Source organism: Actinoplanes campanulatus, assembly GCF_014647795.1.
Classification (GTDB): domain Bacteria; phylum Actinomycetota; class Actinomycetes; order Mycobacteriales; family Micromonosporaceae; genus Actinoplanes; species Actinoplanes campanulatus.
Genome location: NZ_BMPW01000020.1, coordinates 129,749 through 155,613 on the forward strand (window position 1 = coordinate 129,749; position 25,865 = coordinate 155,613).

The window sequence follows — 25,865 nt, forward strand, 5'->3', positions numbered from 1 at the left end:
TCCTCTTCCGGAAACAGGCCGGTGGTACCTGGGCTGGGGGAGGTGAGCAGGCCAGGCAGCAGAACCGGCACTAGCCACCCCCTGACAGAGAAGTCGCTAGTGCCGACAAGGGCCTAGGCTGCTTGCGCTTGATTCCGCTTTCGGGCGCAGAACTCCAGGACGCGTCGTTTGGCGCAGGTTCGGCAGGCCCGGTGGCCACCGGGAGACACGTAGAGATTTTCGCCCGACAACGGATGCCCGTGTTTGCAAGTCGTACGCGGCGGCCTCGGCACCCGCGCGCTGAGGCGACGCACTTCAACGGGGACGCGGCGGTTGTTTTCAGCCTGCGTCACAGGTTCCAGGTGATCCGGATTGATGCATGGGCGGTTGCGACACAGATGGTCGATGGTGAGTCCGTCTGGAATGGGACCAATCAAAGACTCGTACGAGTAACGATGCGCAGTAACCGCCTTGCCATGCTCGTTCCGGAACATTCCGTAACCGTGGGTCCCAATCGCGCCCGTCCAGACCCAGCAGTCACCGTCGGCGTCCACCTTCGCCCAGAAGCGCTGCTCCGGAGTTGCCGTCTTGGCGAGGCCGTGCTTGCCGAGGTAGTGCACGTCGCCGTGCCTGTACCACCGGTTGCGGTGCATCGAGCACCATAGGCGGGAATCCTTCGGCGCGGACGGTTTGCCGCATGCCTTGCCGTCGGTCTCGACGGGACAGGTACGATCTCCCATTACGGGATACCTCCGAGATAGGCTATTCCGTCAGGTCCCGGGCGATTGCAGTCGCGCCGGGGCCATCTCATTCTATCGATTTTTGCGCGCTATACCTTGCACGCAGGAGTGAATTGCTCTAGCTAGCCGCGAAGATTGAATACCGGCTCACTCGCCATCTGCTATTTGCCGAAGAATAGGTGGCCGCGATTTCCGCGGTGGATCCGGACGCGATCGCCGCCACCGTCACTGCCGGGCTACCCGTCGCAACGACGAATCCGCCCGCGCCTGAGGCGAGAGTAGGAGTACGGGCACCACCGGACGCGGTGAGCCGCCATACCACGGTCTGCCCGTCGAGTGGGTTGGTGGGCGCGCCGAGCGTGCGGTTCCCGGCGATCGTGCAGTCGAACAGGTTCCCCAGACTGGCGTCGGTGGCGATCGTCGCCGCATCCGACAGTGTGATCGCCCGGGTTGGGGCGGGCCGTGCCGGCGGCCGTCGAAGCGTGGACGCGTAGGTGGCGGAGTCGCCGTCGAGAACGATGCGTTGCAGCACGGCCGTGTTGCCCGGCGTGGCGTTCGCGGTCGCGCCGGTGTCGGCGTAGATGTTGATCCGGTCGTACACCGATGGCTTGGCGTCGTAGCCGTTGCTGTCGGTGAGGATCGACACGGTTGCCGACGGTTCGATGTACGCCAAGCCGCAACGAAAGACGCTGTTCGAGCCCGCACTGTTGAACAGGGTGGACCCGTTGCGCAGTGTGACGTGTACGAGGTCGATCTCCAGGTCGTTGGCATTCGCATCCGCTGAGACCGTGGTGGCGAACTGCTCAACATTGCAGTTGATCAACCGGATGTGGCTAGTCGAACCGGTAGTCCCGGTGAACTTCCATGCCACCGTGCCAGTGTTGGCCGGATTCGCAATAGAGTGGCAGGTTATCCAGGTCACCTGGTTGAGGTTGCCTGCCGCCGAATCACACGAATACGCGACCGCGTTCGTGCCGACCACCTCGACGAAACACCGGTCGATGGTCATGTCACCGCTGTTGAACTCCGACGTCTGGTTCAACAACCTGATGCCATTGCCGGTACCGCCGACCTCCATGTTGGCCATCCGGGCACGGAACACGTTGCCGAGGTCGATCGCCCAGCCGGAGTGGCTACCGTCCCACGGGCCTTTCACCTGCAACCGCTCAAAACTCGAGAACCACGCCGACCGGTACAGGGCGGCAGGTGTCGCCGAATAGGTGGCGACGATGCCGGACGAGCTGCCGCCGACCTCGATGCCCAGGTCGGAGATGTGTACCCGCACTGCCTTGCTGAGGTTGAACGCGCTGGCCACACCTGAGCCGACGACCAGGGTGGTGTTCGACGGGCCAGCCCCGCGAATGTAGATCTCACCTTCGACGTCGGCGTCGTCGGCGCCCCACACGTCGACTACGTCAGCGAGGTTGAACGTTCCGGAGGTGAGCTGGACGGTGCCGCCGAGTGCGGTCGCGGTGACGGCTGCTTGAAGCTGGACATCGTCGGCGGTGCCGTCGCACACCCAGTCGGCATCGAGGATCCCCGAGTCGGCCGAGGCGACGACCAACGTGTTCGGCAAGCTCGACCCGCCGCCACCGCTGGTGCCGTCGGACGGCTGCATCACCCACGACAAGCCGGAGGTGACGTGTTTGAGCCGGATCGGTCCGGTGTAGTCGTCGGGGGCTTTGAACTGAGGGATGACGCCGGCGCTCGAGGAGACGACGATCCCTGACGGCAGGGCGACACCGGATCCGTCTTGGATGTCGGTGAGCTGCTCGGTGTTGGCGTAGTTCCAGACTTCGAAGTTCTGCGAGGCGGGCAGGCCGGCGACCTGGGTGGTGCCGATCGTGACTGGGGTGATGACCACGTCATCGACGGAACCGCCGTAGATGGTGCGCGCCAACATGACCTCCTGCCGGGTGAACTCGGGCAGGAGCCGAGCCTGTGGTGGATAGGATCCGAGTGCCGGGCGGGAGGCATGCCGCTTTGCCCGCCCGGCGTCTTATCGGCGGGTGCGGGTGAACGCCGCCTCGACATCCCCCTGATAGGAGATGTCGATCAGCCGGGCCACCGCATCCAGCAGTTGGTCTCCCGTGGCGCCGGTCTTCCAGCCCAGCAGCATGCGCTGCTGGTCGGCGACCGACAGACTCTGCGCGATCGTGGCGTCCGCCTCCCAGCCGAGGCCGAGCGCCGCATCCTGAACCTGCGGCAACGCTGCCGCTGCGATCCGGTCTGCGGCCGCCTCGACCCGGCCGGCCTCACCCTCCATGCCGAGGGCGAAACCTTGGGCGGTGTAGGCGCCGGCCTGCGCCATCACCTTCGACGGCGATTCGATGCCGAGTGCCGAGTTGACGGCGTTGGTGACGTAGTTGCGGGCAAAGCTGGTGACCTTGTTCCACAGCCAGGTGCTGAGGCTGGAGATCCCGTTCCACAGGCCGTACACGACATTCTTTCCTGTCGAAGAAAGCCAGTTGATCGAGTTCGACAGTGCGCCCGTCACCGTCGTCTTCAAGCCGGTGGCCTTCTCGCGCAGCCACGTTCCCAGCGACGAGAGCCCGGAGCCTAGCCCGGAGACGGCGTTCTTTCCGGTCTGGACCAGCCACGAGCCGGCGCCCGACAGGGCATTACCGATCGTCGTCTTGAGTCCGACTGCCTTTTGCCGTAGCGACTCCACCATCGCGCCGATCCCGTTGAGGAGACCGCGAACCAGATCCTTGCCGATCTCCGCGAACACCGTGCTAGGCGACTTGATCCCGAACGTGGTCTTCACCGCGTCGATGAAGTTGGTGAACGGCGACAGCAAAAATTTCAGATTCGCCTCGAACGCCGCCCCTAGACCCGCGAGCAGACCAGCGAATATTGCCCGGCCGATGTCGGCGCCGACCGAGCCGCCCTTCTCCGAACCTCCGACGCCGATCCTCTTCAGGAAGTCGTTGATTGCGGTCGCAGCCTCACCGAACTCGACCGCCGCGTTGGCGATGTCGCGAATCAGGTTGCGGATCTGTTCCTGGTTGGTCGGGTTGTTCAGCCAGTCCGCGACCCGGTCCAGGCCGCGCCGGAACGCTTCCAGCGGCGACTGTGACGAATCCGTCGCCTGCGCCCCAGTGATCGTCTCGATGATGCCGCCGATGATGCGGACTACGGAGCCACCGATCCGGCCGATCTCACCGAGTGCGACGGTGGCACGTTCGAAGAAGTCCTTCAACGCGTCGGAATCCTCGCCAGCCTGCACCCAGTCACTGAACTTCGTGACCACCGTGGCGATGCCCTCACCGAGCGCCTCGAGGAACGGCGCTGACGCCTCGACCAAGTCACCGAGCGCGGGCACCAGTTTCTGCGACACCGAGTCGAAGACGGCGTCCATGCCGACGCGGAAGCCCTCCAACCCGATCGAGATGTCCTTCATGAACTCTCGGTCTGTCAGCGACGTGCCGAGATCCTTGAAGAAGCCGTTGAACGTGGTCGCATAGTCGCCGAGGTTCTTGTGTAGCCGCGGAATCCACTCCGACCCCAGATTGGTGACCGTCTTGTCCAAGTCACGGAACAGGCGTTCCTGCACGTCCAGGCGCAAGTCCTCGAACGCCGGTTTCAGGTCCTTGACCGCCTGCACGAACTTCGCCGCCGCCGGCGCCAGCCTCGTGATCTCGCGGGCGACGCCGCCGCCCCCCGCCGCGACACCCTGCTGTGCCTGCGCCAGGGACTCCTGCGCCGACGTCAGCCCGTCCGCCGCCGACTTGACGCCGTCCATCGCGGCGGCGACACCGTCCTGCGCGGAGGCGAGGCTGTCGTTGGCCTCGATGATGCCGATCTGCGCATCCCGGACACCCTGCAAAGCGTCCCGCTGCTCCTGGAGTGCGTCTTGAACCTGGTCGGAGCCCTCAACACCCTTGCGGTTGGCTTCCTCGGTCTCCGCCGATAGGTCGCTGGTGGTGTCCTTGGCCTCGTCGAGGGTTTGCAGCGCCTGCCTGTAGGCGAGATCCGCCCGCTTGATGTCGGGAATGTTGCCCGACAGTTTGGCCTCGTTGAGGGCCCGCAGCGCCTCTTCGACACCGAGGGCAGCATCCTCCTCCGACAGGCGGGCCCCACGAAGACTGCGGTTCAAGTCGTCAATCGACTCGGCCGCCTCCTCGCGGGCACGGGCGATCGCCTGCTGCGCCGACAGAGCACGCCGCTGCGCCTCCACCAGCCGCAGCTCCGCCGCCTCCACCCCCCGGTGTGCGGCAGCCAAAGCCCGCTCGGACGCCTCTACCTGCCGGTTCGCGGCGGCGATCCCACGCCGGGCAGCCTCCACCTGACGCGCGGCCGCAGCGATCTGCTTGCCCTGGTTGCCCGCCCCGCCACCACCCCCGCCACCGCCCCCGCTCGGCTTGAACGCCTCCGAGATGCCCTTGAACCCGAGTGCCAGCGCCCCAAATGCGGCACCCGCACCCGCGAGAGCGCCAGGGATCGCCGCCGCCGCACCCGCCACCGCCGTGATAGCCGGCACTGCCGCCACCGCCGCTGCTGCCAGCGCAGCCATCGCCGCGACAGCCCCACCGAGCAGGCCGATGATGGTGCCGAGCGGCCCCGTTGACGAGCTGAGGGCGCCGACGAGTGCCCCGCCCATCTGAGCCGCGCTGGACGCGGTGCGGGTGATCGCCGCGTCTAGGCCGTTGAGCAGCCCACCACCGAGTCCCGAGAACAGGCTGCGGATTTTGGACAGGGCTCCGCCCTTGTCAACATCCACATCGACCGGGACTCGGACTTTGGCGCGGCCAACCGCCCGGTCGGCGGCAGCCTCGACCTTCTCACCGAGCCCGGTCGTGTCCGGATCAACCTTGATAGAAGCCTTGACCCGCTCCGACAGGGCAGCAACGGACGCCCGCAGTTCGGTTTCCAGTTTTGCCCGGTCGTCGACCTCGACCGGAATCTTCGCTTTGGCCTGCTGCGCCACCGCAGCCAGCTCGGCGGCGAGTTCACGGCGCAACCCGTCGGTGTCGGCGCCGACCGGGATTTCGGCGTTGATCGTGCGTGCCAGCGACTTGATCTGCCGCTGCACTTCTTGCTGGAACGCCTCAAGCAGCGGATCCAAGCCGACCGGCACCCGCGGGGTGCGAGTCTTCTTCGCCTCCTCCTCAGTGTCGGCCGGCAAATCCTTCGTCACCGGCTCCGGCACGACCGGCAGCGGGATCGGCTTCGACCCCTTGAGCTTGGCTTTGAGCCCCTTAGCCGGGTCGAGGTCCTTGAACCCCTTCTCGACTTTGTCTTTCAGATCCTTCGCCAGCGTCGCTGCATCGGCGACAACCTCTACGCTGACTTCGCCCACCGAATCCGGGGATGTCATCACACCCCCGACCCGCTGATTCAGCTACCGCCAGGCGGGATCAGTCCGAGATTCATCAGCCGCTGCGCGACATCCGGGCCCGCCGGTTTCGTCCGTGGCACCTTCTGCTTCGGTAGCTCGACCGGTTTCGGTTTCTGCCCCTTACCGCCGCCGCGCTGCCAGTTCGCGCCCGCCAGGCGCAGATCGATCTGGCGAAGCAGGAACTCATTGACACCCCACTCAGCCATCGGACCCCGCCGTGCCCGGTCCAAGGCGCCACCGGACGGCAAGTATTTGATCCGGACTAGGAGTTCGCGGGCAGTGCGCCGGCCTCCCGCGGTCGGGCCGTAGAGCGCCGCGCCGAGCCGGATGCCGTAGACGGCTTCGAGGTCCGCTTCGATGGCCTCCCCGTGCTCGGTGAGGAGCTGGTGGAGGCCGAGGATTCCCCCTCATCGACGCCAGATTGTTCGGACCACTGGGACAGCAGGTCCATCAGCATCGGCAGCGGCCGGGGCTTCACGGCCCGCCAGTCGGAGGCCTGGCCTTCATGTCCGGCGTCCATGATGAGGTCGAACAGGTCGTTGACCATCGCCTTCAAGGCGTTGACGTCGGGGTTGTCTTCCGACACCCGGCCTTGGAAGCCCATGACGTCGACTTGGATATCAAAGTCGAGCATGTGCATGTTCGGTAGCCGCCACCAGCGGTCGGCCCACCGGAACCAGAAATCGGGCTTGTTTTCGGCGTAGGTGCGCTGTAGGTCGTAGCCCTGGCCGGGGGGCGGCGCGAACTCGGTCACTGTGCCCTCCGGTGCGACACGGGCGGGTACTCGCCGGTCTGCCCGCGGCCCGCATCCGCTCTCGCGGGTGGTGGCTGCCAGCCCGGAATGTTCGCCCGCGGATCCGGTTGGCGCGGGTCGCCCCACGTGCTGACCGGCGGCTGGTTGGGTGTCTCCATGCGCCGCGTGGACTCCAGATCGGAACGACGCGGCGGCACACCGATCTGCAGGCTGTCCGCGAACACGGCCAGCGACACGATCAGCCTGCCCTCGGCGTCGGGTTCGGCGGCGTACGAGTCGATGGGCAGGCTGACACCGGCGAGGGTGGCGATGTATCCGGCGGAGCCTTCCCCGCCGGGCATGATCTGTACTGCTGTCATGACACTCCTTGCGCGAGTACGCGGGTAGGAGACGCCGCCGGTCACCCGCGCGGGACCGGCGACGTCGAATAGGGGGTCAGAGGGCAAGCGCGTCTGACGCGATGTACCGGTACGCGAAATTTCCCGAAGGGTCGGCGTAGGCGCTCAAGGTCCACTCGTAGACAGTGACCCCGGCCGCCGACCACACCACGTCGCCCCGCTCGGTCACCTCACCGAGCGGAACGTAGATGCGCTGCAGATCGCTGCCGTCGATGCCGTGCAGCACCCACTGACGGATGTCGGTTCCGGGTGCCTTCTCCTCGATCGAAACACCCTCGGCTGTCTGGGTGATGGTCGAGCCCGCGAACTGAACCCCCAGCGTCATCAGGTTCGTTTCACTCGCTGCCAGGGTCCAGGTTTTGGTCGTCTGACCGGGGATACGACGGGCGAGTGTGTTGTTCTGCCAGATGAACACATCGGTCCGGTCCTGGCTGGTGGATTCGGTGATGCCGTCCTCGGAGATCGCGCCGACCTCCTGGAAATCGGGGTCGAGCGAGGAGCCCGCGTCGGTCGGTGCGGTAGCGGTGACCGCCGAAGAGCTGGTGGTGTATACGGCCCCGTTGGTGTACGCCCTGATCAGGGTGATGTCGACCGCCATGGGTCAGCCTCCTTGTGGCATGGCAAAGGCCCGGCGGTCGCCGGGTAGGGAATTCGGAAAGCCGAGAAGGATCAGGCAGAGCAGCCGATGACCACGATGTCGTAGGTGACGCTCGTGCCCGACGACGAGTTCGCGATCTTCAACAGGTCGGTAGAGCCGGCGGCCGTCACGTAGCCGGTCGCGTCGGCGGACCCGGCCACCAGAGCGAACACCGCCCCCGGGCGGACAGTCACCGTGTGCGTGGCACCGCCGTTCCAGGACACGAACTGCGTCGCCGAGGCTCCACCCACGAGCACGTTGTTGGTGTTCGCCGCTGCCGCCGCGATGATCAGGCCCTTGACCCGGGCGAGCGTGATGGTGGACCCGAACGCGTCAGTGAGCACACCCGCCAGGTCGATGTCCTCAGACGAACTCGCGGCGAGCGTGCGCGTGTCGTGGAAGATCCGGTTCGCCTGGCCGGCGGACGTACCGTCAGTGAGGTCCGTCATGTAGCTCTTGGCCAGCTGGGCGGACGCGGAGCCCAGGTCTAGGGCGGCGGTCTGCATTGCGGACGCGGCAATGGTGATTCGGCTGGTCAGCGACATGGTTCCTCCGGGCATGCAGAAAGGCCCGACACGGCGCCGCCGTCCGGGTAGTGGGGAAGTATTGGTGGGTTAGATGACGCCGTGCAGGAGCACGCGGTATGAGGCGGTGCGCCGGTAGACCGTCGGGTCGGGTGACCAGCAGGGCGGTGACGCCTTCACTCGCTTCACAAAGATCCCGTTTGCGAAGGTGTGCCGGGGGAGCAGGAACGTCATCGCCTGCCAGATGGTGTGGGCGGCGTTCCGGGCGTGGGCGGCTTCGGCGGCGTAGGTGTCGACGTCGAACAGCGGCTCATCGAGGCTGACCGCCAGGTCGTCGGTGCCGGGCGCGCGTTGCAGGTGGTTGAACGCTGCCGTAAACCGGAGGTTCGGTGGCAGGTTGGGATCGCACCAGATCTTTAGCCCGGTGACGGTAGCCAGCCACTCGCTGATGATGAGTTCGGGGTCTGCGTACTCGGCCATCAGCGACCTGCTGCTCTCAGCGCGCGTCTAAGGACGTGGAGCGCCGGCGTGCCGGGGTGGTTGACGCGCCGCACCGGGTGTCGTGCGCCGGGCCAGGCGAGTGCCTTCTTGTTTTTGGGTTCGATGACGTGGGGACGTGACCCGTTCTCCAAGATCACGGCATGGTCTGAGTCGTTCACGACTTGTACGGCTGCCATTCCGCGAATGCGTGTGCGTTCGGTGCGGAATGAGTTGTGGTATTCGCCGGTGTCGCGGTGGGGTGCGGCGATTTGTTGGGCGAGGGTGATGACTTTGTTGGCGCGTCGTTCCAGCTCACGGTAGATCGCGTTGGACGACCCGGCCTGGCGCACGCCGCGCGAGTTGGGGCGGAAAGTCACGCGGACGGAGGCCATTGTCGCCACCTCCCGTTCGGGGTGACGCGGGCGTTAATGATCGTCTTTGCGTGAGATAATCAAGGCTCAAATTAAGACGGGCCGGGCAGGAGTTGGCGCTCCTGTAATCCCGGCCCTTGACCGCCTATCGGGAGGCGACCCGTGACCATCGTTGCACAAGAAGATGCCGACCAGGATCAGACGCTTTATCGCTTCTACGACGCCTCTGATGCCCTGCTCTACATCGGCATCACCGGCGACCCCGGAATCCGCTGGTATGACCACGCCAAGCTCAAAGGCTGGTGGCGGGACGTTATGACGGTCAAGGTGGAGCACTTCGACACCCGCAAGGAGGTCGAGGCCGCCGAGAAGTCCGCGATTGTCACCGAGCGTCCGGTTCACAACATCACTTACAACTCCGACAAGCGGAGACTCGCCGCCGTCGTGATCGGGCCACCTACTGACCCAGCCCATTTCAGCGGTTCGTGCTGGAAGTGCGCTTACGCGGTCACCGGCAAGCACCGTGGGCACCTGCCAACACGGATGGAATGGGCCGAAGGCAACCTCACGATCCGCTATCGCTGCATCATTGGGCACGAGTGGAAGGAGGAGTGGGAGGACGCGATCTACCGCATCGCTGGGTGCAACTGTGACTGGTGCCTCGACGCCAACCATGCGCGGCTGGAGATGAGCTATCCGCAGTAACCGACTGCACGCGCTCGCTTCGCTCGACGCGGCCGACGTGAAGATCCGGAAGAGCAGAACACCTCGACGAGCGATGCCGCCCGCTGCTCGTCGGTGAGAAGTTCAAGACCGCACCGAAGGAGAAGACATGCCCGGTCCGACTCAGCCCGAGGGCTACGACGACGAGGCGCTGGAAGCCGAAGGCTGGGCGATTGGCCTCGACGTGTGGCTGGTTGTCACCGGTGCGCTCGCCCGTCACTATGGCGGCGACGCGGAGCTCGCGAATGCCCAGTTGTGGTCGCTGCGGCGGGCGATCCGGGCGGAGGTGTTCGACGAACTCGGCCATCCGGGTCTCGACGGCGAGTGAGCCTGCCGCGAGCTTCGCACTACCTCGCACCTGTGCGATGTTGGGTGTGAAGTAGTGCGAAGCTGCTGCCAAGTAGAGGAGACACGTGGACGACCTGATCGAGTTCTACCGGGCGCGGCTCGACGAGGCTGAGCAGATCGCCCAGCAGGCGACTGCCGGGCTATGGGTGTGGAGCCGTGAGTACGTCACACCGCCCGGCTACCACCACCGCACCGTCGGCCCGCTTGAACCCGGCGACGCGGTGCATATCGCCGCGTGGAATCCGGACCACGTGCTGGCCGACATCGCGGCGAAGCGGGCCATCCTCGATGAGTACTCGTGGGAGGCTGGCGAAACCCGCGCGATTCGACATCTCGTGCAGCCGTTCGCCGGCCACCCGGACTTCCGTGACGAGTGGCGGCTACCTGAATGACTGAGCCGCGCCGACGCCTGCGAGAACTCCGGGCCGCCGCCGCCGAGCGCCGCCGGGCCATGCCTGATTACCCGGACAGCCCGGAGGATCGGGCCGAGCAGCTTGCCATCGTGATCGCGTTCGAGCCGTTGCAGGCGGAGGCCATCGCCGGACAGGAGGTTGAGGCGGGCGGCTACCAGTAGCTGGCGTCGTCGTAGCGCGGGTCGGCAACTGGAAATGACCACACCGGGTAGGCGATGTCCAGGCCGAAGTCCCCGGAGTCCGTCTCCGTGTTCGACGCCGACACCAGATCGGCCATCAACAGATCGGCCCGGCGCTCCATGTCGTTGGCGCGCTGCAAAGACTGGTCGTCGTTCGGCCAGGACCGTTCCACCCAGGCGGCGCTCAGGAGTGCGGCGGCGGCACGGGCGAGTGCGTGGTGGGTGGCGGTCAGGTTGGGGACCCGTGCCGACACCCAGGCTGCCGAGTCGACGATGAGTGCGTCGACTTGCCGGCCGGTGGGGGTGGTCGTCTCATCGAACGTGTAGGCGTGTTCGTCTTCGGATGTGACGGTGCTGGCAGCGGACCGGACGAGAGTGCGATGGGGCACGTAGTTCGCGACCCGCGACCGGCCCGGTGTCCAGGTCGGCCCGCCCGCTGTGGGTGAGGCGACCACGAAGACCTCGACGTCTTCGACGCCTTCGCCGGTGCCCGTGACGGTCCAGGTGAGGACCCACCGGCCGGGCTGCGTGTATTCGAGCGGGTCGTCGGCGGTCCACGTCTGCCGTGACTCGGCCGGATCCGTGCCCGCTACCGGCTCCAGCGCGCCACCCGAGACCGGAACGTCGGTGCTGGTGCCGTCCGGGGCGGTCGCGGTTAGCGTCGCCACCGTGTCCGTGTCGGCCGGCAACACGGTGATGTACGGCAGATCCGCGTCACCGACTCCAAGGTCGCTACCCATCGACGCCTCCCGTCCGGTAGGTGCCGGCCCGTACCGAGCCTGCGGTGATTCGGGGCCGGGTGGAGCCGGTCGTGTACCGGCCTGGCTGCCGCCGGGTGACCGTAGCGGCGGACAGGGTTCCGGTTCCGGCTAGCACTGCTGTCGCGGACACGGATGATCCGGCCTCCGCCGTCAAAGATCCGACGGCAGCGAACGTCCCGGCCGTACTGTGCGCGATAGTCGCGGAGGCGGTGAGACTGGCGGACGCCGCCAGCGTTGCCGCCTGCTCGTTCGCTACCTCGCCTATCGCGGCGAGGGCAGCAGTGCCGGCGAACGTCGCCAGAGTGACCCGCTCGACTGTCGAGGCAGCAGTGAGAGCGCCCTGAACGGACAGAGTCGCAGTGTCGGACGTCTCCCGGGCCGCCGTCGCAGCCAGCGCGCCTGAGGCCGAAAGCGTGGCGGCATCGGCCGCAGCTAGTGCCGCCGTGGCGTTGAGGGTGCCGGTGCCGGAGAGTGTGGTGTCGGCGAACTGGCTGCGGTCGGCGGCGGCTGCCAGGCTTCCGCTGCCGGAGAGAGTGACGGTGGCGACCGCGGTACGGTCCCCGGCCGCTGTGAGACCGCCCGTGGCGGCCAGGGTGGCGCTGCCCTCGACCGGTAGTGCGTCGGCGACGAAGTCCCAGTCGGCGAAGTAGCTGCCGTTGCTCCCGGCGCCGGTGGCCGGGTAGGCGAGTCCGGCCGAGATCGTGAACGTGGCCTGCCTGAGCGTGCCAAGCCCGACCGGGTCGTCACCGGCGGCATCGGCGATCAGGTCGCCGTTGGTGATGTCGCTGTTGTGCACGTTGGCCGAGTACACGTACCGGCCGGCGCTGCTGTGGACGGCGGCGCGGTAGAGGACGCCGGCGGTGATCGGGACCGGCGAGTCGAAGGTGATGCTGTTCCAGCCGCTGCTCGTTGGCGAGCCCACCAGGGTCTTCTGCGCTAGTTCGGTGCCGGCCGGGGTGGGGTCGTCGGCGGCGGTGACCTCGTAGAGCGCGCCGATGTAGGTGCCGCTGGTCGTGGTGGTGGTGTACCAGCGGACGCCGGTGACGTAGCCGTCCACTGCGGACCGAATCGTGGTGCCGAAGGTGATGCCAGGAGTGCCGTCCGACGCGTCGGTGATGGTCGGCGTCTGGTCGGTGAATACATGCTGGAGCTGACCAGGGATCTCACCATCGGCGGTGAGCGTGCCGGTTGCTGCCAGGGTGGCGGTGGCGTCGGTGGAGCGGAGGCCGCTGCCTGCCAGAGCGCCCGTCGCCGCCAGCGTGGCCGTCGTGTCTTGGGCGCGAACACCGGTGCTGGTGAGCTCGCCGGTCGCGTTGAGCGTTGCCGTCGCCGCCTGGGTGCGTTCGCCGGCGGCCGCCAGTGTTCCGGTGGCGGCGAGGGTGGCGGTGGTGCTCGTGTCCTGGGTGGCTGTCGCGGCGAGGCTGCCGGAGGCGGTGAGGGTGGCGTCGGCGTTGTGGGTGCCTCCGCTACCGCCGCCACCCTGATTGAACAGCAGCAGCAGGGACACGCCCACACCTCCCCGCTCTTGGCTTGCATCAGGTGCCTGTCACCCCATTAGGCACTGAGGTTCAGAGGCCAAAGCGGATACAATTTATACGTGCTAGAAGAAAATCCCTATGCATACATTCTTGGCGTGACGCTGGGCGACGCATCTCTTTTCCTGACCCGCGAAAAAAGCTGGAACGGAAAGTACTACACGCGATACACCATCTCAATGGAGTGCAAGGATGAAGTCTTCATGTCCAGATTCACAATGGCCCTTGCGAGAATTGTCAAAAAGCCGGTGAACTATCGGCCTGTAACTCGAACCAATTTTTCAACCTCAACCATCAAGGGCTTGCCGAAGGACTACTGCTTCAACGGTTTCACCATGCGGATTCGTAGCAAGCCGCTCGTGTCTCAACTCATCGCAGATAGGCAGGCGCTCCGGGAAGGAACCGTCAGCTACCCATCCGATGAATGCTTGGCGATCATCTCCGGGATGGTCGACAGCGACGGTTATGTCACTGTCGACGGGCATGTTGTTGTGCGGACGCGTGAAACCACAGCCTTGTCAGCCCTTTGCAGGGCTACAGGGATGCCGTTCCGGGCCTACGACATCCCTGGGCAGTCCGCGCCAGAGATTCACCTTCGGCGCAACAGTGTGGCGCTTATTGACACGTTCAAGAAACGCAAGCCCCGGCGGTCGAAGGCTGCCTGATCATTCTTCCGTGCCAGCCGCCACCACGCCAATCGCCCCAGCAGTGAGCGCTGCGCTGAGGTTCACGTTCAGGTTGGTGTTGATCGCTGCCGCGCGGACGCCGTACGGGCCGACGTCGATCCAGCCCGACGACCAGCCGCCCAGCGCGGTCCCACCGGTAGCGGGTACGTAGACGGGGATGGCGAGTCCGGTGGAGGTGGTGACGTCCCGCAGCGTAACGGTGATCACCCCGCCGCTCGACTGCGCGGCATCAGCGGTAGCGAACAACTGGAAGCGCAGCAACTGCCAGCGCTTACCCGACGTCGGCGTCCACACCGCCGTGTCACCCGAGGCTGTCGCGGTGACCGACTTGAAGATGTTCGCCAGTCGCTGCCGGGACCAGGTGGCACCGTTAAAGCCCAGCCCGAGCGAACCCACGGTGCTCCACGGCGTATTGGCCTGGGCGTCCGACAGAGTCGTAGTACCGGTCGCCGAGGAAGAGACCGACAGCGACGAGTTCGCGACATTGACCCGCATCGCATGCAGCGGAGCGGCGGTAAGGGCAACCTGATACGTGCGCGTGCCGCTGGTATAGGCAGTACACACGAACTGGTAGTAACGGAACCAGACGGGCACGTAGTAGCCGTTCGAGCCGTTGGGTGTGCTCGACTGTGTGAAGTCGCCGTTGGAGGCAACGCCTGCCGTCGACGCTCCCATCGCGGAGAGACTCACGGTCGTCCAGTTAGTGCCGTCGAATGAGCCCTGTAGCACCGTGGTGCCACTGAAGGTCCCAGTGACGGTGATGATGATTGCGGTGTAGCCGCCCGACACGTCAAACGAGCCGACTAGCGTGCCTGTGCCGGTAACCGACCCTGACCACTGCTGGTATGCGGGCGGGCCGACTGGGAGCGGGTTGCTACCGGACACCATGGTCGCGCTGCCGTCTGCCCCGAACGCGGGCTTGACGAGCTGGACCTGTCGGCCGGAGCCGATGTCGTCGGTTGCGACAACGGCTGCGGTACCGGGTAAAACAATGTCGTCGGCCATGGCGTCCAGCCTTTCCGGAATGGATTGCAACCATCCATTTGAGCGACGCGCCGTTGGTTGCAACGACGTACCTTTAATAAGTGACGAAGAGGTTCAATCCGGAAGCCGAAAAGCTTCATTCCACCGTTGACTGGTGGACGACTGAACGGGTTGCAGGTCGACTCCACGTGAAGGTGACTTGCCCATGGTGCAAAGAGCCCAGGATGGAATACGCCGGGCAAGTCCGAAACCGGATCAAGAACGGCACCTTCACCGGCTACTGCTACCGGGATCGACTACTACAGAAGGGCAAGGTCAGCCGAACAGGCAGGCCAGAGCACCCAGCCGTTGACTGGAACGACACAGCCATCGTCAATACAGGCCGTCAGCGCCTCACCAAGGTTGCTGTTACCTGCCCTGGCTGCGGCGAGAAACGACACGCATCGCCCGGACCGATCGCAGCACGAGTCCGGTCCGGGAAATTCACCGGCACGTGCCTGCCATGCAGCCCAAACGCCCGCAAGCGGGAATGGACGGTTCTAGGCCTCGGTCGCAAGATCGACCCAAACAAGGGGTATATCCGCCTATCCCACGAGGCCATCGCGCCCGAGCACCGAGAACTATACGACGCGATGCGTGGATCTCTGACCTTCGTCACCGAACACAGGATGGTTGTGGCGATTGCGCTTGGTCGTCCGCTCAGCTCTCGGGAGTTGGTCGACCACATGGACGGCGTCAAGACCAACAACGACCTCGCCAACCTGCGAATCTACCGCCGAGGTCGGAACGAGCCGGGTGATACTACCGGATACGGCACCTTCTACCACGAGTGGCAAATGGCGCTCGCAGAAGTCGAACGACTGCGCGCCCAACTTAGAGTGCCGTGATTTGTACGTCGTCTGCCACGTCAGGCCGCCAGCGTGCCCTGCGTCGCCGTCACCGTCACGTTCAGCGTGTCCCCGTTCGCCACCGACTTCGACGCGGAGAGAGCAGCGGACATCAGGAAGTTGCCGCTGGTCGACGCATCCCACAGCGACACGTGGGTGATCGTCTCCGAGCCCGCCGACCAAGACGTCCACGACACCGCCGACGCCACGCTGCTGCCCGCTGACGGGGAACCGAACGTCACCTGCTTGCGGGTGGTCTCCGCGCTGGCGTTGCTCGTCCCAGCCGACGCCGGGTCCCCCGTGTGCAGCTTCAGCCACACCGACGCCGGGGCCGTGTAGTTCGTGCCCCGCAGCACGTTCAGTACCGCGTGCGAGTGCGTGGTGGAGATCCCGACGCTCATGGTTCCTCGTTCTCCTGTTCTCCCTCGACGGCTGGGCGGATCACCTCGGCGGTCGCGGTCATCACCAGCACCCCACCCAGCGGCTGCTCAGCCGGAGCCTCCTGCTGTTCGCTCATGAGCCCTCCTCGGGCACCGAAAGTGGCCGCCCGAAGCGGCATGAAGAGATCAAGTGTTGGCGTGGTCGGCACGACGGGGCCTGCTGTGGGGCGGACACAGGTGCAGCAGCCGCCCCACAGCGGGCACCACAGCCGAAGCTGCTACTTGGCGGCAGCGACGAGCGCCTTCAACTGCGCCCGGTCCGCCTTCTCCGCCTCGGCCCGGTCGTAGCCCTTGCCGACGAGGAACTCGACCATCACCGCGTCCGACGAACGTCCGTCCGGGACGCCACCGGACTCGGCCAGCTTCGCCCGAGCGTCGGCACGGCGTGCCTCAGCCTCCGTGTCGGTTGACGCCTGTCGGGGCTGCTCGGCCGCCTGCACCACCGAGCCCTCCTCGACCACAGTCTTCGCCACCGCGTCCGACGCGTCCGAGCCTGAAACAGACTGCTCCTCGGCCGGTTCTCCACGCAGCACCTCGGAGGTCACTGAGCCGAGGCCCGTTTCGGGGTCCTGCGGTACCGCGGAGTTCGGGGCGATCGGCACCTCACCCACAGGTGCGATCAGGTGGGCGTCGAGCAGATGCCGGATCCGGGCCTCCGGGACACCGGCTGGCAGCCGGGATCCCTTGTACAGCAGGGTCAGCGACTTGGCGCCGCCCAGCTCTTCGGTTTCGACGTGGGCGCATTCGCCCACCACCTGGTATTCGGTCATCACGACGTACCCGTGATCTTCCGGCCGGCGAGCGGGTCCGTGACCACCGGCACGGTGATCCGGCGCGCCCACATGTGCCAGGCGTCCCGCTCGGCGACCCGCCGGGTCTGGACCTGCACGCCGTTCTCCGACGAGGCGTAGCCCGGGTCGAGCTCGTTCTCGTCGGCCAGCCCGCCGAGGGCACGGCTGTCGACGACCCACGCGGCGCTGGCAGCGCCGGGCATGTTCGCGACCGGCGTCTTGAGCACCTTGAGACCGGCGATCGTCTCGATGACGCCGCCGTACACCGGGTTGTCGGTGGACTCCCGACGCCGCAGGGTGGCGATCTTGTCGTCGGCGGCGAGGTACGCGTACAGCGTGTTGTCGATCAGCAGGGTGTCGGCCTTGTAGCCCATCTCCTGCCCGTCGACTGCCGCCTTCGACTTCTCCAGGTCCAGGAGGATGTCGGCGGACGAACCGGTCCACACCGCGGCCGCCGCCACGGTCTCGGTGACCGCCGACGCGACCGCGGCGATCGCCAGCCGGTCGATCTTCTGGATGATGGTGTTGACGACGATCCGCAGCGCCCAGTCCACCGCGCTACCCATCGGCAGCGACCGCTTGATCCGCTCGTCGGTCAGCTCGGTGGCCTGACCCCACTTCGACACCGCGGCCAGCGCAGCGGTACCGGACTGGGGGAGCGCCCGCGGGTACTCAGAGCCCGGTGCCACAGCGGTGATGCTGCGGTTGGTGAACAGCGGCTGGTCGTTGATCTCGTAGGCGACGGAGCCGCCCGACGTCCGGTACTTCGCCGGCAGCAGCTCGTCGGCGATGAACCCGATGTCGGTGAGCATCTTGAGACGCCGCTGGATGACTGCAGGATTCTGCAGCATCCGGTTGATGGTGAGCAGGTCACCCGACAGGGACGCCGGGGCCGGCGGGTATGCCAGCAGAGGCATGGCTTGAGTCCTTCCGCCCCGGTGTCAGGGCATGAAAAAACCCCGCACCGGCAGGTGACGGGGTTGAGAGAAGAGCGAGGGGAAGCAGCTGGGCTGCTAGATCTCCATCCAGGTGACCGTGGCCGTGTCCGCCGCGGTCGTCAGGGCGATACCGATCACCGACCTGGCGGAGTTGATGTCGGTCGCCGTGTCGGTGCTGGCAGCCGCGAGCGCGGCCACGTTGCCCGACGCGGCCGTCACCAGCTGATCCCCGGCAGTGATCGCACCCGCCGCGGTCGACGTGTGGACCTGGCCGCGGCCGTGCATCGGGCCGACCGCACCAGAGGCGATGTCGCAGGCGGCGACACCGACCCACTTCACCGACGACGCGGACGACATGGCGACGGTTCCGTTGCCAGAGACGACGAGGCACTTGCCGCCGGTCACCGCGGCGGAGGTGGTGACGGTGATGACGTCACCGGGCATCCACAGGGGGGCGTAGTCAGCCATCAGGCACCAGCCTTCTCGCCGAAGAGGCGCTCGTACTCGGCGTCCAGGCTGTCGCCGCTGGTCGGTTCGGCCGGCCCGGCGTGCCCGGCCGCCATCACGGGAACCGCAGTGCCGGGGGCGATGGAAGCGAGAACCCGGGTGATCGCGGCTGGGGCGTCGTCGTAGTCGGTTTCCCACTGCGCCTTGTCCGCGGGCTTGATCTTGCCCTGCTTGATGGCGTCATCCAGCACGGAAGCCTTCACCGTTGCCGCCTGCTCGGCCTTCGCCGCCGCGAGTTCGGTGGTGACCTGCTCCATGCGGGAAGCCAGGACGTTGACCTCCTTGCGGAGTTCGTCCTTCTCCGCCTCCGCCTGCTCGGCCTTCGCCGTCGCGTTGGCCGAAGCCTGGATCATCTCCGCCGTCGGCTCGGGGCTCTTCTCGGCCGCCGCCTTCAGCGCGTCGATCGCCGCCAGAGCGTCGACCTCCTCGGCGCCGTCGGCGAGGCCGAGCCGCGAGCGCAGTTCATCGCTCAGGGACACGAGGTCCTCCTCTTGTTTGTTGGGCTCCGGCTCGGCGGCCGGGAGACTGGATGCCGGGTCTTCCGGCGGGGGATCGGCGGGTGCAGCCGCGGCCACCAGCCGGGCCAGGCGTTCCCGGATCGGCGGGATCCGGCCACGGATCGCGGCACTCGCCGCGACCATGTCGTCTTCGTCTGGGCCGATCAGCGGGATGTCGATGTGCTCGCCGCCGAACGCCACGCGGATCCGGTCGAACCGGACCGGCCCGATCCGGTCGACCAGGTTGGCCAGCTTCGACAGATCCTCGGTGTACTCCAAGGTCATATGCGCGTGCCACGGGCGATGCTGCGGCGGGACGTCGATCGACCACAACGCCTCACGTAGCGCTTCGGCCACCAGGTCGTGGACGGCGTCGATGGGGTCCCCGGACAAGCCGAGCACCAGACAGGTGTCCCGATCTTGGCCGTCGTCGCGTTGCGCACCCGGCGGGTTGAAGACGTTCAACGCGAACGCTTCGGCCTCGAACTGGGGGAGACCGTTGGCTGCGGTGGAGACGCCGTCGATGACGTCCTGCCTGCCGCGGGCGCCGAGGGCAGCAGCCTCACCGAGGTAAGCGAGCGTGACGTGCAGTTCCTCGGCCGGTTCCCCGCCCTCGACCGCCAGCCGTGCCGCGTCCTCGGGCGTGGGGATGAGCGCCACCATCGCGCCCGTGTGCACCTCGGCGGCGGCCTGAACCTGCGCGGCGGCGGCCTGCACCGGTTTCGCGGCGCCCGCCTTCTCCAGTAGGGCTGCGAGCCTGGTCAGGTGTCGCACTTCGAGGATCTCGTCGAACCGGGACGGCGCTTCCCGGCTCGCTTTCACCTCGACCTTGAACTGCGGGCTGTCGTCGGACATGTACGCCTGCAGGTGCAGGTCACCCCACTCGGCGTGAATCACGCCCTCTTCGAGGACACCGAAGTCGGCGAGCTTGTCCAGCGCGTCCTCGTTGGCTTTCCGCTGTTCCCGGATCTCGTCCAACTTGTTCTCGTCGGACTCCGACATCGACGACTTGCCAAAGAGTTTGTTCTCGGCCGCTTCGAGCCGGTCCCATTCCTTATGCAGGGCACGGACCTTGGCTTTTCCGGTCTTTGCCGCTTCGAGGAGCTGGGCGATCGCCTCGCGGGTTTGGTCGAGACGTTCCTGGTCGAGGACGACCGTTCCGCCCCGGTTGGCGCCGGACCACTGGCCGATCTCGTCGGGGTCGATGCCGACACCGAGCCGGACGGTGCGCCCGTCCGGGCCGTCCACGGCGGCGACCGCGAACCCGCCGTCACGGACGGTGCCGCTGCCGACATACGTTTCGCCCTTGCCGAGAGGGATGCGTTTCGCGAGCCGCTCATTGCGTTTCAGCCCGGAGGCTGGGGCAGGCTGAACAGGCGATCCGTCACCACCGCCGCCACCGGACCCGGACGTGAACTTGCCGTCGTCGTCGCGGGCATGTTTCGACTCGTCGAACGAGTGCCGGCCCGCCAGGACCGTCACCTGCACATGCTCGGCACCCTCGGGTACCTCACCGGTTGCGGCGACCCCGAGCATCTCTGGCAGGTCGTTCAACGACCGCAGCGTCTGCACCCCGGGCGGGGTTACACCAAGCAGGGCGACGGTGTGAATGACGAACGGGTGCAGGTGGCCTTCGGAACAGCGATGGTTGTAGTTGCCCTCGATCGACCGCGATGGGTAGGCGGCAGCCTGAACCGAATGCAGCCACGGCAGCGTCACCTGGTCGGCGACCAGCGTGTGCCCGCCGTCAGCGGCACGCAGGTTCTCGAACCAGCCGAGTGCCGGCTCCCCGTCGCCGCGAGGCACGAACCGATCGTCGGTGTGCCCAAGCCGGATAACCGGCTTTCGGATCGCCGGGCAGTCCATGGCCTCGACGGCGGCCTGAATGTCTTTCGGTGTCGGGTTCCACGAGCCGGTGAGGGTTTGGAACCTGCCGGTGCGGACCAGCTCGACGCCTTCACGGCGGGCGAGTTCCACGTCAGGCATGGGTCACCGCCTCACGTTCGCGTCGGCCAGTGCCACGTGCCATAGGTGTGGCCGTCGTCGTACGGGCATTCGTTCTGGCTGTGGGCACCACGGTCCGGCGTCATCACGTACAGGCCAACCGTTCCGTCGTCTTCGACGTCGGTGATGATCGCGGCGCGGCATTTGTTGCCCTCGTACTGCACGTAGTGGACGATGCGGCCGATACTGGGTTTCTGCTCCACCACCGACCTCCTTCCGAAGTCGGTCCTACCGGCTAGAAGATCGGAACGATGAACCCGCGGCAGCGTGAACGCCCCTCGCACGCGGCGTGCTGGCCCGACAGCGGGTAGGCGGCGAGCGCGGCCCGCAGCGTCTGAAACTCGGTCCCGTTGATGGCCTTGCAGGGGTCGCAGGTGTTCCGGTCCGGCGTCTCGTTCGCCCGATATGCCGTGGCCGGGTTTTCCTCGAGGACAGCGAGGCGGCCAGCGAACTGTGCGGCACTGAGCAGGCTGCCGATGTTGTCGCCGACCAGGCCGTTCACCGAGGTTCCCAGTTCGGTGAGATGCCGCTCTACCTCGTTGCGGACTTCCTGCGGCGCAGCTCCGGCGAGTTGCAGGCTGGTTCGGGCCGCACCGGAGGCGTAGCCGGCGGCGATGATGCGGGCGACGGCGTCCGCGTGCTGCTGCACCCGGTCCGCGCCCGGCTCGGCCGGCACGTCGATGACGGTGTCCTGGGCGGCGGCCTCCGCCACCACCCCGGCTGCAGCCTCCGCAGCCAGGTCGGTGCCCGACTTTCGTAGCGGCACCGCCAGCGCGGCGACCACACCGGCGGACGCCTGCAGCTGCCCGAGCAGTCCCAGGTCGCCGACTTCTACGGCGGCCTGCGCCTGGTCGGCGAGTTCGCCGACCAAAGGTGCCGCCAGTTTCGGCCAGCGGCGCAGCAGCCGGGCTTTCGCCTGATCCCACTGCTGCTGAATGCGGGCCGCGTCAGATTCCCCGTCGTCGTCGTCGAACAGTGACGGCTGCTGAGTACGGCGCCGCGACCGCGGGCGAGGCTTGGCTGCCGCCGCAACCTCTTGCTCGGGTTCGGCGGGCGGCTTCTCGTCCTTGTCCGGCAGGTCCACGCCCGGCGCAGTCGGCTTCGGCTGGGCCATACCCTCACGTTCTGGCAGCCGCCATTCACGACGGATCCACGCCTCGAGACCAGGGTCGGAGGCGAGCCCACCGGAGGCGAGAAGCATTTGCAGCGCCTCAGCGGTGACTTCGCGCCGGCTACCGACGCCGGACACCACGATGCGGGGGACGGGTTCGTCGGCGCCCCAGTTCCAGTCGACGATTCGTGCCGCTGCCTGCCGGGTGGCGGTGTCCGCGACGGCTTCGGCGGTCGCCTCGAGGGCAAGCAGGAACGCGTCGACGAACGTTTCGCCAAGGGCGCGGGATCCGTTCGGTGTCTCGCCGAGGTCCAGCATGCCCATCAGGGCGGCGCGGGACATCTGCTGATCGAGCCAGCGCATGAACGACAGCGTGTCCGGCACACTACCCGAGAGTCCCTGAATCTTGAGGGTGAAGCCAGGCGGAGTCGCCGCGCCGGCCTGTTCCCCGGATCGGGCGGCGGCAGCCAACTGCATGGCTTCGGTCATCTGCCCGCTGGTCGGGTTCGTGCCGGGCAGCGCCTCCATGACGGGGACGCCCATGCCCCATCTTCGGTTGGCGATGGCGTGGACGCGCCGCATCTCCTCCTTGATGAGCCACGCAGCGTAGGCGGGCCGCAGTAGAGAGGTGCCCGCCCAGTTCGCGCCTTCCCGGTCGGCGACGTACCAGACGAGCCGGTCAGCCTTGATCTGCGGGCTAACGAGGTTGGTTGCCGCGTCCTGGGTGATGCCCTCGAGTAGGCCGGTCTTCCCGTCCACGTGGATGTGGGAGATCGTCCACTGCGGGCGCTCCCACAGCCCCGACAGCAGTGCCTTGCCGCTGGACACGTCCGCCTGCATCTCGAACGCCGCGTGCCCGAACGTCAGCGCACGCAACGCGGCCTGGAGATGCTCGCTCCAGGAAACGCCACGCAGCCGCGCCGCACCCGGCTTGTCCGCGCCCGCCACCGCGAGCCCGAGCCCGTCCGCGACCGCCGACACCACCTCGGGCCGGCAGCCGGCCGGGTCGATCTGCCACTGGGCGCGCCGCAACTGCAACGTCCAGCCCTGCAAGATGGCGGTCAGCTGAGGATCGCGGCGCATCTTCGCGTACACCGGAACCGACAGCGGCCACGTCAGGTCGGGCACGTGCTCGAGCAGGTCAACGTACAGGGACCCGAAATCGGTGCCGAGCGTGTACGGATCGACGAAGCCCTTCACGGAGGTTGGGGCGGTCACCGGAGACCACCACCTCACCAGCGTCTATCACATCGGGCTGTTCAGCGGGTCTCCGCCCGATGACTGGTCCGGTGGGCGAGGCGGCGGTGGCGCCCACTTTGTCACCGCGACACGAACCGCGTAGGCGAGTGTGTCTACCTGGTCGTCGTGGGCGGCGTTCGGGAACCCGGCGAACTCGTCCACCCACGTTTTGATCCAGTCGGCGCCGGCAGGTAACCAGATCCGGCCGTTCGACGCCCACGCCGACGCGGGCAGGGCGCGGCTCAGTTTGTCGGTGTCAGCGACCAGCGGTGCGATCGGCACTCGGTCGTTGGTTGCTTCACGGACCAGTGTGGTGCCGTACTGGGATTGTTCGACGTACAGGGTGTCGAGCTGCCAGCGCTGTACGAGCGGCCGGGCGTGGGTGAAGTGGTCGATTTCGCCGATCTTCGCCCGGGTGCGGTCAAGTAGGACCAGGTCGCCGTCGATGCTGCGCGCCCATGCGGAGATGACCGTCCAGTCGCCGGACGTCTTCGTCGAGTTGGCGAGGTCGACGGTCGCGAACCGCCAGCAGTCCTGCAAGTCGAAGATCCGGCCACCGAGGTCCAGGCGCGGGCTAGCGCCGGTCTGTGGGGCATGCGACCAGTAGCGCCACCAGATTCGTTTGAACAGGTTGCCTTCGGCGGGGCTGGGCCGCTGCTGGTAGAGGGCGGAGAACACGTATTCGCCGACGGTCTTGCGGATGCCCGCCCAGTCTCGTTCGCCGCGAGCCGATTCCTGCCATTCGCCGATCTTCCGGCCGAGGTCGTCATTGGGGGAGTCCGCGATCGCGGGGATGGTGATGGTGCGCCACCGGCCGCCGTTCTTGCGTTCGCCTTCGTTGGCGAGGATCTGCCGGATCGGCTCGGACTCGTGCCAGCACGTTTGGATCCATCCCATTCGTGCTGACGGGCCGAGCCGGGGCACGATCGCGGAGCGGTAGACCGACATGGCCTTTTCGCGGATCTTCTCCGACTGGGCTTCGCTCATGTTTTTGAGCGGGTCGTCAACGAGGATCACGTCGCCGGGTTTGCCGGTGATGGATCCGGCGATGCCGGCGCAGTAGACGGAGCCCTTGTGCCCGGCGATGTTCCAGCGGCCGGCTGCGCGGGAGTCTTTGCGTAGTCGGAGGCCGAGGTCGATGGTGCCTTCGTCGCCGGACCAGCGTTCGAGGGCGTCTTTGATTTCGGCGCCCCACCGGCGGGCCATCTCGTCGGAATACGAGATGATCAGAATGCGTAGGTTGGGGTTAACACAGGTGAGCAGCCACAGCGGGAACCAGAACGAGACGGTCGTCGACTTGCCCTCTTGAGGGCTCATGAACGCGGCTAGCCGCTTCTCCCGGCCTTCGGCCAGGTCGACGAGGGCGGTGTTGATGAGTTCGAGCGCGGGAGTGCGCCATGCGCCGGCCCGGTCGCCGTTTTCGTCGAGCCGCGGCGGATCGAGATCCGCTGCCATGTCCAGAGGGCTGGGCCAGCGCTTGCGGTTGGCGTCGCGTTTGGCCCGCGCTTCGGCGGCCTTGCGGTGTTCCTTCTCGGCTTTAAGTCTGCGGAGTTCCCGCAGCTTCTCCAGCTTGATCGCCTTCAAGCTCGGCGGCAAGCTTGGCGATTTCAGCGTCGAGGCTGTCAATCGTGATCGCCTCCACGCGGGTGGGGGCATCCAAGCCGAGGTACTTCGAACGCCGTTCTTGAATCTTGAGGATGCGGTCGATCGCGGCGAGCGTGGGTCCGTCGTCGAGGATCGGCTGCCCGGTGGTGTCGTCGTACACGACCTTGCCGTGGGAGACGGTCAGGTGCTCGCGTTTGAGGACGGCCCATGCTTCGGCGAGGAGCGCGTCGAGGCGCTGCAACTCTTCTTCGCGGTAGGCCTCGGCGGAGATGATCTGTTCGGCGACGGCTTGCTCGAGGGCGCGGGTGATGTCTTGGCATGCGGCACCGCGGCTGGTGTAGCCGAGCTGATCGGCGATGCGCTGGTATGAGGCGCCGGCCATGCGCATGTCGATGGCTTGGCGGCGTCGCTGGGCGGTGTCGGCGCGTTTTGCTCGTGAGGCGGGCATGTTCACCGATCCTTTACGAGGTCACGCATTGTGAAATGAAACCCCGACGTGGTTGGCATTGCGGTGACGCTGTGTTGCTGGGTGGCCCGCGGGGTCGAGGTCCGCGGGCCACGTCTGTCAGCGGTTGGTGTCCTCGGGGAACACGTCGCCTTCGTTGCCGTCGGCGGGCTGGTCGGGCTGCGGCTCGTGGCCGTTGTCGGCGTCGTCGGCGGCCTTCTGCAGGGCGTCGAAGCCGTCGCGGAGTTGCCCGACGGCGGCTTCGATCTCGGGGGAGGCTTCGCCGTCGCGGACGGCGGTTTCGAGTCGGTCGATCGCGGCGTGCAGGTTGTTGAAGCTGGTGGCCTGCGCGGCGGACGCGGCGGTCTGCTGGGCGACGAGGCCGTTGAGCAGGTCGATGATGCGGGCCATGTGTTCCTCCAGGATGTCGGTGCCGGTGAGGCGGCGGATCCAGCGGGTCATGTGCACCGCCCGGGAATGCGAAAGGCCCGCCGAGCGAAGGCTCTGGCGGGCGCTGGAGACACTGGTCTCGCGCAGAACTGTGACAC

Annotated in this window: 29 protein-coding genes; 6 read left to right on the forward strand and 23 right to left on the reverse strand. The window is 66.8% G+C overall.

Annotated features, from left to right (window positions below; genetic code table 11):
* Positions 1–113: 113 nt before the first annotated feature.
* The 10 genes from IEZ13_RS48015 to IEZ13_RS33335 all read right to left on the reverse strand — a co-directional run bounded on the left by IEZ13_RS48015 (position 114) and on the right by IEZ13_RS33335 (position 9,245).
* The gene (locus tag IEZ13_RS48015) at positions 114–719 is read right to left on the reverse strand and encodes an HNH endonuclease signature motif containing protein (protein ID WP_221245999.1); all 606 of its coding nucleotides are present in this window, start codon (positions 717–719) and stop codon (positions 114–116) included.
* Between the two features lie 118 nt (positions 720–837).
* Positions 838–2,622, reverse strand: coding sequence for a hypothetical protein (locus IEZ13_RS33295; RefSeq protein WP_183225100.1), 1,785 nt, complete (start codon positions 2,620–2,622; stop codon positions 838–840).
* 96 nt (positions 2,623–2,718) lie between these two features.
* Positions 2,719–6,039, reverse strand: coding sequence for a phage tail protein (locus IEZ13_RS47645; protein ID WP_183225099.1), 3,321 nt, complete (start codon positions 6,037–6,039; stop codon positions 2,719–2,721).
* Positions 6,040–6,059: 20 nt separating this feature from the next.
* Positions 6,060–6,266 (reverse strand): hypothetical protein, encoded by a 207-nt coding sequence (locus IEZ13_RS33305; protein ID WP_183225098.1) that lies wholly within the window; start codon positions 6,264–6,266, stop codon positions 6,060–6,062.
* A gap of 56 nt (positions 6,267–6,322) precedes the next feature.
* Positions 6,323–6,814: a hypothetical protein gene (locus IEZ13_RS33310; RefSeq protein ID WP_183225097.1), complete on the reverse strand. Its 492-nt coding sequence runs from the start codon at positions 6,812–6,814 to the stop codon at positions 6,323–6,325.
* Positions 6,811–7,173 carry a hypothetical protein gene (locus IEZ13_RS33315; protein ID WP_183225096.1) on the reverse strand — a complete coding sequence of 121 codons (363 nt, stop codon included), beginning with the start codon at positions 7,171–7,173 and terminating at the stop codon, positions 6,811–6,813. Before IEZ13_RS33315 ends, IEZ13_RS33310 begins: the two co-directional genes overlap by 4 nt.
* Positions 7,174–7,249: 76 nt before the next feature.
* Positions 7,250–7,810: a phage tail tube protein gene (locus tag IEZ13_RS33320; protein ID WP_183225095.1), complete on the reverse strand. Its 561-nt coding sequence runs from the start codon at positions 7,808–7,810 to the stop codon at positions 7,250–7,252.
* A 71-nt stretch (positions 7,811–7,881) separates the two neighbouring features.
* Positions 7,882–8,394 carry a hypothetical protein gene (locus tag IEZ13_RS33325; RefSeq protein WP_183225094.1) on the reverse strand — a complete coding sequence of 171 codons (513 nt, stop codon included), beginning with the start codon at positions 8,392–8,394 and terminating at the stop codon, positions 7,882–7,884.
* Positions 8,395–8,463: 69 nt separating this feature from the next.
* The gene (locus IEZ13_RS33330) at positions 8,464–8,853 is read right to left on the reverse strand and encodes a hypothetical protein (protein WP_183225093.1); all 390 of its coding nucleotides are present in this window, start codon (positions 8,851–8,853) and stop codon (positions 8,464–8,466) included.
* Positions 8,853–9,245, reverse strand: coding sequence for a hypothetical protein (locus IEZ13_RS33335; protein ID WP_183225092.1), 393 nt, complete (start codon positions 9,243–9,245; stop codon positions 8,853–8,855). Before IEZ13_RS33335 ends, IEZ13_RS33330 begins: the two co-directional genes overlap by 1 nt.
* A gap of 141 nt (positions 9,246–9,386) precedes the next feature.
* On the opposite strand from IEZ13_RS33335, the gene IEZ13_RS33340 reads away from it, so the two are divergent.
* From IEZ13_RS33340 to IEZ13_RS33355, 4 genes are all read left to right on the forward strand, one after another.
* Complete coding sequence (locus tag IEZ13_RS33340; protein ID WP_183225091.1) at positions 9,387–9,929, forward strand: GIY-YIG nuclease family protein; 543 nt, start codon at positions 9,387–9,389, stop codon at positions 9,927–9,929.
* Between the two features lie 127 nt (positions 9,930–10,056).
* A complete protein-coding gene (locus IEZ13_RS33345; protein WP_183225090.1) occupies positions 10,057–10,275 on the forward strand; it encodes a hypothetical protein in 219 nt (72 codons plus the stop codon).
* A gap of 85 nt (positions 10,276–10,360) precedes the next feature.
* Positions 10,361–10,687, forward strand: a complete 327-nt coding sequence (locus IEZ13_RS33350; RefSeq protein WP_183225089.1) for a DUF6221 family protein — start codon at positions 10,361–10,363, stop codon at positions 10,685–10,687.
* Positions 10,684–10,869, forward strand: coding sequence for a hypothetical protein (locus tag IEZ13_RS33355; protein ID WP_183225088.1), 186 nt, complete (start codon positions 10,684–10,686; stop codon positions 10,867–10,869). Before IEZ13_RS33350 ends, IEZ13_RS33355 begins: the two co-directional genes overlap by 4 nt.
* Here the strand turns inward: IEZ13_RS33355 and IEZ13_RS33360 are convergent.
* Complete coding sequence (locus IEZ13_RS33360) at positions 10,860–11,627, reverse strand: hypothetical protein (RefSeq protein WP_183225087.1); 768 nt, start codon at positions 11,625–11,627, stop codon at positions 10,860–10,862. The two genes, IEZ13_RS33355 and IEZ13_RS33360, sit on opposite strands and share 10 nt — an antisense overlap.
* Positions 11,620–13,155, reverse strand: a complete 1,536-nt coding sequence (locus tag IEZ13_RS33365; protein WP_183225086.1) for a DUF4082 domain-containing protein — start codon at positions 13,153–13,155, stop codon at positions 11,620–11,622. Before IEZ13_RS33365 ends, IEZ13_RS33360 begins: the two co-directional genes overlap by 8 nt.
* A 126-nt stretch (positions 13,156–13,281) precedes the next feature.
* Between IEZ13_RS33365 and IEZ13_RS33370 the strand changes: the two genes are divergently transcribed.
* On the forward strand, positions 13,282–13,848 hold the full coding sequence (locus IEZ13_RS33370; protein WP_183225085.1) for a hypothetical protein: 567 nt from the start codon (positions 13,282–13,284) through the stop codon (positions 13,846–13,848).
* On the opposite strand, the gene IEZ13_RS33375 is transcribed toward IEZ13_RS33370, so the two are convergent.
* Positions 13,849–14,874 carry a hypothetical protein gene (locus IEZ13_RS33375; protein WP_183225084.1) on the reverse strand — a complete coding sequence of 342 codons (1,026 nt, stop codon included), beginning with the start codon at positions 14,872–14,874 and terminating at the stop codon, positions 13,849–13,851. It lies immediately after the preceding gene.
* An 80-nt stretch (positions 14,875–14,954) separates the two neighbouring features.
* Here IEZ13_RS33375 and IEZ13_RS33380 point away from each other — a divergent pair, with 80 nt between their 5' ends.
* Positions 14,955–15,740, forward strand: coding sequence for an HNH endonuclease (locus IEZ13_RS33380; RefSeq protein WP_183225083.1), 786 nt, complete (start codon positions 14,955–14,957; stop codon positions 15,738–15,740).
* A gap of 20 nt (positions 15,741–15,760) precedes the next feature.
* Here the strand turns inward: IEZ13_RS33380 and IEZ13_RS33385 are convergent, their stop codons facing one another.
* The 10 genes from IEZ13_RS33385 to IEZ13_RS33430 all read right to left on the reverse strand — a co-directional run bounded on the left by IEZ13_RS33385 (position 15,761) and on the right by IEZ13_RS33430 (position 25,779).
* On the reverse strand, positions 15,761–16,141 hold the full coding sequence (locus IEZ13_RS33385; protein WP_183225082.1) for a phage tail fiber protein: 381 nt from the start codon (positions 16,139–16,141) through the stop codon (positions 15,761–15,763).
* A 257-nt stretch (positions 16,142–16,398) separates the two neighbouring features.
* Entirely contained in the window at positions 16,399–16,950 is a 552-nt protein-coding gene (locus IEZ13_RS33390) for a hypothetical protein (RefSeq protein WP_183225081.1), read from the reverse strand.
* On the reverse strand, positions 16,950–17,888 hold the full coding sequence (locus tag IEZ13_RS33395; RefSeq protein ID WP_183225080.1) for a phage major capsid protein: 939 nt from the start codon (positions 17,886–17,888) through the stop codon (positions 16,950–16,952). Before IEZ13_RS33395 ends, IEZ13_RS33390 begins: the two co-directional genes overlap by 1 nt.
* 96 nt (positions 17,889–17,984) lie before the next feature.
* The gene (locus IEZ13_RS33400) at positions 17,985–18,377 is read right to left on the reverse strand and encodes a capsid cement protein (RefSeq protein WP_183225079.1); all 393 of its coding nucleotides are present in this window, start codon (positions 18,375–18,377) and stop codon (positions 17,985–17,987) included.
* Positions 18,377–20,899 carry a phage protease gene (locus IEZ13_RS33405; protein WP_183225078.1) on the reverse strand — a complete coding sequence of 841 codons (2,523 nt, stop codon included), beginning with the start codon at positions 20,897–20,899 and terminating at the stop codon, positions 18,377–18,379. The genes IEZ13_RS33400 and IEZ13_RS33405 overlap by 1 nt, the downstream gene beginning before the upstream one ends.
* 11 nt (positions 20,900–20,910) lie before the next feature.
* On the reverse strand, positions 20,911–21,120 hold the full coding sequence (locus IEZ13_RS33410) for a hypothetical protein (RefSeq protein ID WP_183225077.1): 210 nt from the start codon (positions 21,118–21,120) through the stop codon (positions 20,911–20,913).
* 32 nt (positions 21,121–21,152) lie between these two features.
* Entirely contained in the window at positions 21,153–23,246 is a 2,094-nt protein-coding gene (locus IEZ13_RS33415) for a phage portal protein family protein (RefSeq protein ID WP_183225076.1), read from the reverse strand.
* 27 nt (positions 23,247–23,273) lie between these two features.
* Positions 23,274–24,893, reverse strand: a complete 1,620-nt coding sequence (gene terL, locus IEZ13_RS33420) for a phage terminase large subunit (protein WP_183225075.1) — start codon at positions 24,891–24,893, stop codon at positions 23,274–23,276.
* The gene (locus IEZ13_RS33425) at positions 24,805–25,320 is read right to left on the reverse strand and encodes a hypothetical protein (protein ID WP_183225074.1); all 516 of its coding nucleotides are present in this window, start codon (positions 25,318–25,320) and stop codon (positions 24,805–24,807) included. The genes terL and IEZ13_RS33425 overlap by 89 nt, the downstream gene beginning before the upstream one ends.
* Positions 25,321–25,437: 117 nt before the next feature.
* The gene (locus IEZ13_RS33430; RefSeq protein ID WP_183225073.1) at positions 25,438–25,779 is read right to left on the reverse strand and encodes a hypothetical protein; all 342 of its coding nucleotides are present in this window, start codon (positions 25,777–25,779) and stop codon (positions 25,438–25,440) included.
* Positions 25,780–25,865: the final 86 nt, after the last annotated feature.

What these genes read in the sequence shown, in the direction of transcription:
- IEZ13_RS48015 (WP_221245999.1), bottom strand. Translation starts at nt 719, where the DNA reads ATGGGAGATCGTACCTGTCCCGTCGAGACCGACGGCAAGGCATGCGGC.
- IEZ13_RS33295 (WP_183225100.1), bottom strand. Translation starts at nt 2,622, where the DNA reads ATGTTGGCGCGCACCATCTACGGCGGTTCCGTCGATGACGTGGTCATC.
- IEZ13_RS47645 (WP_183225099.1), bottom strand. Translation starts at nt 6,039, where the DNA reads ATGACATCCCCGGATTCGGTGGGCGAAGTCAGCGTAGAGGTTGTCGCC.
- IEZ13_RS33305 (WP_183225098.1), bottom strand. Translation starts at nt 6,266, where the DNA reads ATGGCTGAGTGGGGTGTCAATGAGTTCCTGCTTCGCCAGATCGATCTG.
- IEZ13_RS33315 (WP_183225096.1), bottom strand. Translation starts at nt 7,173, where the DNA reads ATGACAGCAGTACAGATCATGCCCGGCGGGGAAGGCTCCGCCGGATAC.
- IEZ13_RS33320 (WP_183225095.1), bottom strand. Translation starts at nt 7,810, where the DNA reads ATGGCGGTCGACATCACCCTGATCAGGGCGTACACCAACGGGGCCGTA.
- IEZ13_RS33325 (WP_183225094.1), bottom strand. Translation starts at nt 8,394, where the DNA reads ATGTCGCTGACCAGCCGAATCACCATTGCCGCGTCCGCAATGCAGACC.
- IEZ13_RS33330 (WP_183225093.1), bottom strand. Translation starts at nt 8,853, where the DNA reads ATGGCCGAGTACGCAGACCCCGAACTCATCATCAGCGAGTGGCTGGCT.
- IEZ13_RS33335 (WP_183225092.1), bottom strand. Translation starts at nt 9,245, where the DNA reads ATGGCCTCCGTCCGCGTGACTTTCCGCCCCAACTCGCGCGGCGTGCGC.
- IEZ13_RS33345 (WP_183225090.1), top strand. Translation starts at nt 10,057, where the DNA reads ATGCCCGGTCCGACTCAGCCCGAGGGCTACGACGACGAGGCGCTGGAA.
- IEZ13_RS33355 (WP_183225088.1), top strand. Translation starts at nt 10,684, where the DNA reads ATGACTGAGCCGCGCCGACGCCTGCGAGAACTCCGGGCCGCCGCCGCC.
- IEZ13_RS33360 (WP_183225087.1), bottom strand. Translation starts at nt 11,627, where the DNA reads ATGGGTAGCGACCTTGGAGTCGGTGACGCGGATCTGCCGTACATCACC.
- IEZ13_RS33375 (WP_183225084.1), bottom strand. Translation starts at nt 14,874, where the DNA reads ATGGCCGACGACATTGTTTTACCCGGTACCGCAGCCGTTGTCGCAACC.
- IEZ13_RS33385 (WP_183225082.1), bottom strand. Translation starts at nt 16,141, where the DNA reads ATGAGCGTCGGGATCTCCACCACGCACTCGCACGCGGTACTGAACGTG.
- IEZ13_RS33390 (WP_183225081.1), bottom strand. Translation starts at nt 16,950, where the DNA reads ATGACCGAATACCAGGTGGTGGGCGAATGCGCCCACGTCGAAACCGAA.
- IEZ13_RS33395 (WP_183225080.1), bottom strand. Translation starts at nt 17,888, where the DNA reads ATGCCTCTGCTGGCATACCCGCCGGCCCCGGCGTCCCTGTCGGGTGAC.
- IEZ13_RS33400 (WP_183225079.1), bottom strand. Translation starts at nt 18,377, where the DNA reads ATGGCTGACTACGCCCCCCTGTGGATGCCCGGTGACGTCATCACCGTC.
- IEZ13_RS33405 (WP_183225078.1), bottom strand. Translation starts at nt 20,899, where the DNA reads ATGCCTGACGTGGAACTCGCCCGCCGTGAAGGCGTCGAGCTGGTCCGC.
- IEZ13_RS33425 (WP_183225074.1), bottom strand. Translation starts at nt 25,320, where the DNA reads ATGCCCGCCTCACGAGCAAAACGCGCCGACACCGCCCAGCGACGCCGC.
- IEZ13_RS33430 (WP_183225073.1), bottom strand. Translation starts at nt 25,779, where the DNA reads ATGACCCGCTGGATCCGCCGCCTCACCGGCACCGACATCCTGGAGGAA.